The organism is Microcystis sp. M165S2, assembly GCF_020245885.1.
GTDB lineage: Bacteria > Cyanobacteriota > Cyanobacteriia > Cyanobacteriales > Microcystaceae > Microcystis.
The window spans coordinates 1-6,005 of sequence record NZ_JADBTZ010000020.1; the positions used below are offsets into that span (position 1 = coordinate 1).

At 45.2% G+C, this 6,005-nt stretch carries 7 protein-coding genes; 2 read left to right on the plus strand and 5 right to left on the minus strand.

Going from position 1 to position 6,005, the window contains the following annotated elements:
* On the minus strand, positions 1-217 hold a 217-nt coding region (locus IM479_RS01105; protein ID WP_287684704.1), incomplete at its 3' end, for a hypothetical protein.
* A 71-nt stretch (positions 218-288) separates the two neighbouring features.
* Here IM479_RS01105 and IM479_RS01110 point away from each other — a divergent pair.
* Both IM479_RS01110 and lptC read left to right on the plus strand, forming a co-directional pair.
* A complete protein-coding gene (locus IM479_RS01110; protein ID WP_287684705.1) occupies positions 289-1,479 on the plus strand; it encodes an HhoA/HhoB/HtrA family serine endopeptidase in 1,191 nt (396 codons plus the stop codon).
* Positions 1,480-1,555: 76 nt separating this feature from the next.
* Positions 1,556-2,704: an LPS export ABC transporter periplasmic protein LptC gene (gene lptC, locus IM479_RS01115; protein ID WP_287684706.1), complete on the plus strand. Its 1,149-nt coding sequence runs from the start codon at positions 1,556-1,558 to the stop codon at positions 2,702-2,704.
* 64 nt (positions 2,705-2,768) lie between these two features.
* On the opposite strand, the gene nuoK is transcribed toward lptC, so the two are convergent.
* From nuoK to nuoH, 4 genes are all read right to left on the minus strand, one after another.
* Positions 2,769-3,074, minus strand: coding sequence for an NADH-quinone oxidoreductase subunit NuoK (gene nuoK / locus IM479_RS01120; protein WP_197533180.1), 306 nt, complete (start codon positions 3,072-3,074; stop codon positions 2,769-2,771).
* A gap of 25 nt (positions 3,075-3,099) precedes the next feature.
* A complete protein-coding gene (locus tag IM479_RS01125) occupies positions 3,100-3,696 on the minus strand; it encodes an NADH-quinone oxidoreductase subunit J (RefSeq protein ID WP_002762100.1) in 597 nt (198 codons plus the stop codon).
* 141 nt (positions 3,697-3,837) lie between these two features.
* The gene (gene ndhI, locus IM479_RS01130; protein ID WP_002733194.1) at positions 3,838-4,410 is read right to left on the minus strand and encodes an NAD(P)H-quinone oxidoreductase subunit I; all 573 of its coding nucleotides are present in this window, start codon (positions 4,408-4,410) and stop codon (positions 3,838-3,840) included.
* Positions 4,411-4,452: 42 nt separating this feature from the next.
* Positions 4,453-5,571, minus strand: coding sequence for an NADH-quinone oxidoreductase subunit NuoH (nuoH, locus tag IM479_RS01135; RefSeq protein ID WP_016514317.1), 1,119 nt, complete (start codon positions 5,569-5,571; stop codon positions 4,453-4,455).
* Positions 5,572-6,005: the final 434 nt, after the last annotated feature.

Sequence of the window (6,005 nt, forward strand, 5' to 3'; positions counted from 1 at the left end):
CTTTAAACGGACGTAGAGGAAAGCGTAAGACTTCTGTTAAAGAAGCAGCATCCCGTGAAGCGTCAACCCCATTCAGCGACCATTCTAAAAAGGTGGCGTGGTGAGGAATCGCCGTCCGTTTTACGGCGGCGAGGATGTCAAAGCTGTTTCGTGATTTTACCGCTAAAAGAAGACCGGTAAACGGGGTAAGTTCCCATTGATTCTTTCCTACCGACAAAAAAGACAGCCTATAATATAGGTAAGTTTGGGGCCGATTCTACCGCACACGACATTTTAGGGCTAGAGCTTATGGGTTTATTGACAAGATTGGGGATTTCACTGGGATTACTCGCCCTAGGCGGTACTGTGGGGGTGCTAGGAAATCAGTATTTAAGCAGAAAAGCACCCCTAGAGGTAAATAAACCGCCAGCAATCCTCCCCGCTTCCCTCTCTCTCCCTGTTATTCCCCAAAACGACGGCAATGTTAATTTTATCGCCCAGGCCGTGCAGAAAGTCGGGCCGGCGGTGGTGCGGATTGACTCGGCCCGGGAAGTGGCCGACCAAATTCCCGAAGAATTTAAACAGCCCTTTTTTCGGCGCTTTTTTGGTAATGAAGTGCCGATTCCCAGGGAGCATTTGGAACGGGGAACCGGTTCTGGGTTTATAATCAGTACAGATGGACTACTTTTAACTAATGCCCATGTGGTGGAAGGGACAACCCAAGTAAAAGTGACTTTGAAAAACGGTCAAACCTATCAGGGTAAAGTACTGGGGGTTGACAATATGACCGATGTGGCCCTAGTGAAAATCGAGGCGGAAAATTTACCGACGGTGACTTTTGGCAAGGCCGAAACTTTAATCCCCGGGGAGTGGGCGATCGCTATTGGCAATCCCCTAGGCTTAGATAATACGGTTACGGTGGGCATTATTAGTGCCTTGGGCCGGACTAGCAGCGAAGTGGGGGTTCCCGATAAACGAGTCCGTTTTATTCAAACCGATGCCGCTATTAACCCCGGCAATTCCGGCGGCCCGTTGCTGAACGCCAACGGGGAAGTTATCGGCATTAATACGGCAATTCGGGCCGATGCTCAGGGTTTAGGGTTTGCTATTCCCATCGAAACCGCCCAAAAAGTGGCGGGACAGCTATCTAGCAAGGGTAAAGCGGAACATCCCTACATCGGTATCCACATGGTGACGCTAACCCCAGAATTACGGCAGCAATTGAACGAAACTAAAGAATTAAACTTTAATATTGACCAAAATGAAGGGGTAATCGTCCTGCGAGTGGTGGAAAATTCCCCCGCCCAAAAAGCCGGGATGCAAGCGGGTGATATCATCGAAACTGTGGCAGGAAATCCCGTTAAAACCGCCGCCGATGTGCAGCAAGGTGTAGAAACCAGTGCGATCGGTGGTAATCTGGAAATCGAGATTAACCGCAGGGGTAAACAACAAACTCTCACCGTTCAACCGGGGGTTTTTCCTAGCAAAACTAGCGAGTGAACTACTTTCAACCGGTCAAGGGGCGACCCCTTACCCTACACTGGGAGGAGAGAAAATAGCAGCGGAGCGATCGAAATTGAGGCAGCGGTTACACTTAAAACTATCAATTGGGCGCGGGGCTGCCCTTCTAATCGGTTTGCTGGGATTAACGGCCTGTCAACCGCCTGATCCGCCGACAATTTCGCCGACAGAATCGCCTAAAATTGAAGAAACTGGCCGCTTAATTCTCAATAATGCCACCTTAGAACAGGCTAACCCCTCCGGACAACCCCTCTGGAAAATTCAAGTCAAAAAAGCTACCTACACCCAAGACCAAAAAATTGCCCGTCTGGAAAATATCAAGGGTAATATCTATCAAGATGGGAAGGTAGTTTTACAGGTTAGTGCTGACCGCGGTGAAGTCTATAAGGAAGGCCAGGAAATTCTCCTCAAAGATAATATTGTGGCTGTAGATCCCCGCAATAAGGCCATTATTAACGCGCCTGAATTGCGTTGGCTACCCAAGGAAGGTATTTTAATCTCCCCCAAAGGGATCAAAGGTAGTCATCTACAACTAGAAGCCAAGGCGCGCCAAGGACGCTACGACACGCGCCAAGAAAAACTAGAATTACAAGGTCAAGTGGTGGCTACCGCCAAGGAATCTCGTGTTGTCCTGCAAACCGAGCGCCTGTACTGGGAAATTCCTCAACAGGTCATTAGTACCGATCAAAAAGTCGCTTTTGATCGCTATATTAATAAAACTATTATCGATCGCCTTACTGCTATCGGCGGTCGTTGGGAAAGAAAAAATAATCAGGTTATCCTACAAGAAAACCTCGAATATCGCTCTTTAGAACCACCTTTACAGATTTCTGGTTCTCAGGCAATTTGGAACTATCAAAATCGTACCCTAACGTCCGATCGCCCCACGGAAATTTTTCAATATCAAGATCAAATCACTATTACCGGTAATCGTGTGGTGGTGGAATTAGGCAATCGTATCGCTTATCTCAAGGATGGGGTTAAGGGGATTAATCAGAAAACTGGAGCGCAATTGTATAGTCAGATCTTAACTTGGAAAATGTCGGAAAAAATTGTCGAGGCCGAGGGGAATATTATCTATGAACAACAGGAACCAAAATTTAATCTCACTGGCGATAAAGCGATCGGAACTTTAGAAGATAATAACATTGTTGTTAGTAGTAGTTCCCCCGATCGAGTTGTCACCGAGATTTATCCCCGTTAACAGGGAAAATTAGCCAAAAAAACTCTCCCCAAAAAAGGGAGAGGGGGGGTAAATATTTAAAAGCTTACCATTTGAGCAGGTTAAACTGTTCCATATCGATGGTGTCGCGGTTACGATAGATAGTCAGGATAATCGCTAACCCCACGGCTGCTTCGGCTGCCGCTACGGTAATCACGAAAATAGTAAAAATTTGGCCTCTGATATTAGCGGGGTCAAGATAGTTGGAAAAACCCATTAAGTTAATGTTAACGGAATTGAGCATCAATTCGATCGACATTAAAACCCGGACAGCATTGCGACTGGTGACTAAACCGTAAATTCCGATACAAAACAAAGCCGCCGCTAATAACAAATAATACTCTAACTGAATCTGCATGATACCTCTTTCTTTGGTCTTATTTAGGGGCGGTTAATTCTCTAGGTCGTTCGGGCAATGTTAAAGCTGTGGCCGTAGGTTCTTCAGCTTTCAGGGTGGGGATAAGGTCACGACGAGCTAAAATAATTGCTCCGACCATGGCCATTAATAATAGCACGGAAGCTAATTCAAAGGGTAGCAGGAAATCACTAAAGAAATGCTTACCGATTTCTACTAAAGTATTAGTCACTACTGCGGGAGAAGTGCTAGAAATTGACCAAGGCGTGATTAAAACCATGGTCGATAACAGTACAAATAAACCCACACAAACTAAAGCAGTAGATGCCCGACGAATCCAACGTTTAGGAATATCAGAAAAGTCCTCTTGCTTGTTAACAAGCATAATGGCAAAGAGAATTAAAACGTTAATTGCGCCCACATAAATTAGAATTTGTGCCGCTGCTACAAAGTCAGCATTTAGTAAGAGATATAAACCCGAAATGCTGATAAAAACACCGCCCAATAAAAAGGCGGAATAAACGATATTAGATAATAGTACCACGCCTAAAGCGGTCCCGATTACCAGGGCTGCTAAAATGCCAAAAGATACTATTTGAACGCCCTCGGCTAAATTCACAGTAGTTTCATCTCCTTTTATGTTTGAGAGTTATTAATTATTAGTTATCAGTCAGGGATTAGGTGATGGAGTGGTCACTGCGTGCGCGTTGCGGGGGGGGATTGGGGAGAAAAAGCTATCTCGGAGTCTCCTAACTGCTAATTAATCAGTAATTTCTTCTGGACGTTTACCGGCGCGTTGACTACCGGCGGGTAAATCGTGGGGTTCGATGACACCTTTAGGTAGATAACCTAATTCCCTCAGAGGTGTCACCATCGGGTCTTGGGTGACTTTGTAGGGTAAACGGCCTAGGGCGACGTTATCATAGTTTAATTCATGACGATCATAGGTCGCTAGTTCGTATTCTTCGGTCATGGACAAACAATTAGTCGGACAATATTCCACACAATTGCCGCAGAAAATACAGACCCCAAAATCGATACTGTAGTGTTTGAGTTCTTTCTTTTTAATTTCCTTGTTAAAAGTCCAATCTACTACTGGTAAATTAATCGGACAAACTCGCACACAAACTTCACAAGCGATACATTTATCGAACTCAAAGTGAATTCTACCCCGATAACGTTCCGAGGGAATTAACTTTTCGTAGGGATATTGGACGGTAATCGGACGACGACGCATATGATCAAAGGTAACGGATAAACCTTCGCCGATGTATTTCGCCGCTTGAATGCTACCTTTGGCGTAATCGCTGACTTGTTTGAGGATGTTAAACATGATGGTCAGAGGTATAGTGGGTTAACAGGGCAAAAACGGAAATTAACCGCCAAAAGCAAAGGGAAAAGCTAGTTTTAGGGCGGCGGTAAGTAGTAAGTTAACTAAAGATACCGGTAGGAGGAATTTCCAGCCTAAATCGAGTAATTGGTCAATGCGAACCCGGGGTACGGTCCAACGCAAGAGAATAGCGATGAAGATGAGAAAATAGGCTTTTAATACTGTCATCGTAATCCCTAGGGAAGCGGTGATAATTTGTAGCCAAGGATTGGTTTCACTAACTCCCAACCAGCCGGCCAAAGCATTGACGGGGATAGGAAATTCCCAACCACCAAGATAGAGGACGGCGAAAACTAGGGCCGATAGCACGAGGTTAACGTAGGAACCCACATAAAAAAGAGCGAATTTCATCCCCGCGTATTCGGTTTGATAACCGGCGACCAATTCCTCCTCCGCTTCCGGTAAATCGAAAGGCAGACGTTCACACTCAGCTAAAGCGGCAATCCAGAAAATCAGAAACCCCACCGGTTGGCGCCAGATATTCCAGCCTAAAATGCCATAACCGGATTGTTGTTCGACAATATCAATGGTACTGAGACTATTAGACATCATCACGATCGCTAATACCGATAAAGCCAAAGGAATTTCATAACTAATCGATTGCGCCGCCGCCCGCAGGCCTCCCAGCAAGGAATACTTATTATTCGAGGCATAACCCGCCATTAATAAGCCAATGGGGGCAATACTGGATAAGGAAATCCATAAAAAGATACCCACGTTTAGGTCGGTAATCACCAGATTTTGACCGAAGGGGACGATGAGATAGGAGACAAACACCGGCATCACCACCAAAATTGGCCCAAAGAGGAATAACCAAGGGTCAGCCTTAGCGGGGACGACATCTTCTTTAAAGACTAATTTCAGACCGTCGGCGACCGGTTGTAAAACGCCCAAGGGGCCTGCGTATTCCGGTCCGATACGCTGTTGGACGGCGGCGGAAATTTTCCTTTCTAACCAGACGCAGACTAAAACCCCCACCGTGGCGGCTATAATCATCAGGAACATGGGTAAAGGCATCCAAATCGCTTTAGCCAGTCCTCCACTTAATCCCAAGTCTGTTAGGGATTTAATGAAACTTTCTTGTAAATCTATGCCTTGATTCATATTTGGCGATCGCTGTACTGTCGATAGTTCGGCATGGTCTGAAGATTTTTAAGCAAATCTTATAGCCTAGTATACAGTTAGTCGGTCTGAGGGTTATCAGCAAAGTGACAAAGGCTTCAACTCATTAGCAGCCAAGAGAGTCAAGCAATCTTGATTCCCCCGCCGAGAATAGCTATTAGTCAATAGTTAGACTCTGAATCTATCAATGTTCTCATCTGTTTCTTAGCGCCGACAACCTCAGCTAGTTATCAATTATTCACAGGAAAAAAATCTAGTTAAGTAGCTGGTTATAATTAGGGCTTGCTGAATAATGGTAAAACCCTTTTAAAATAAAGCTTTTGACCTGTTAAAGTCCGATGTTAGTGCTGCGAAAATAGGATTGGGACTTTCAAAAACCTTGCATTATCCTTCTTATAGTACATCTCTTGGTACAA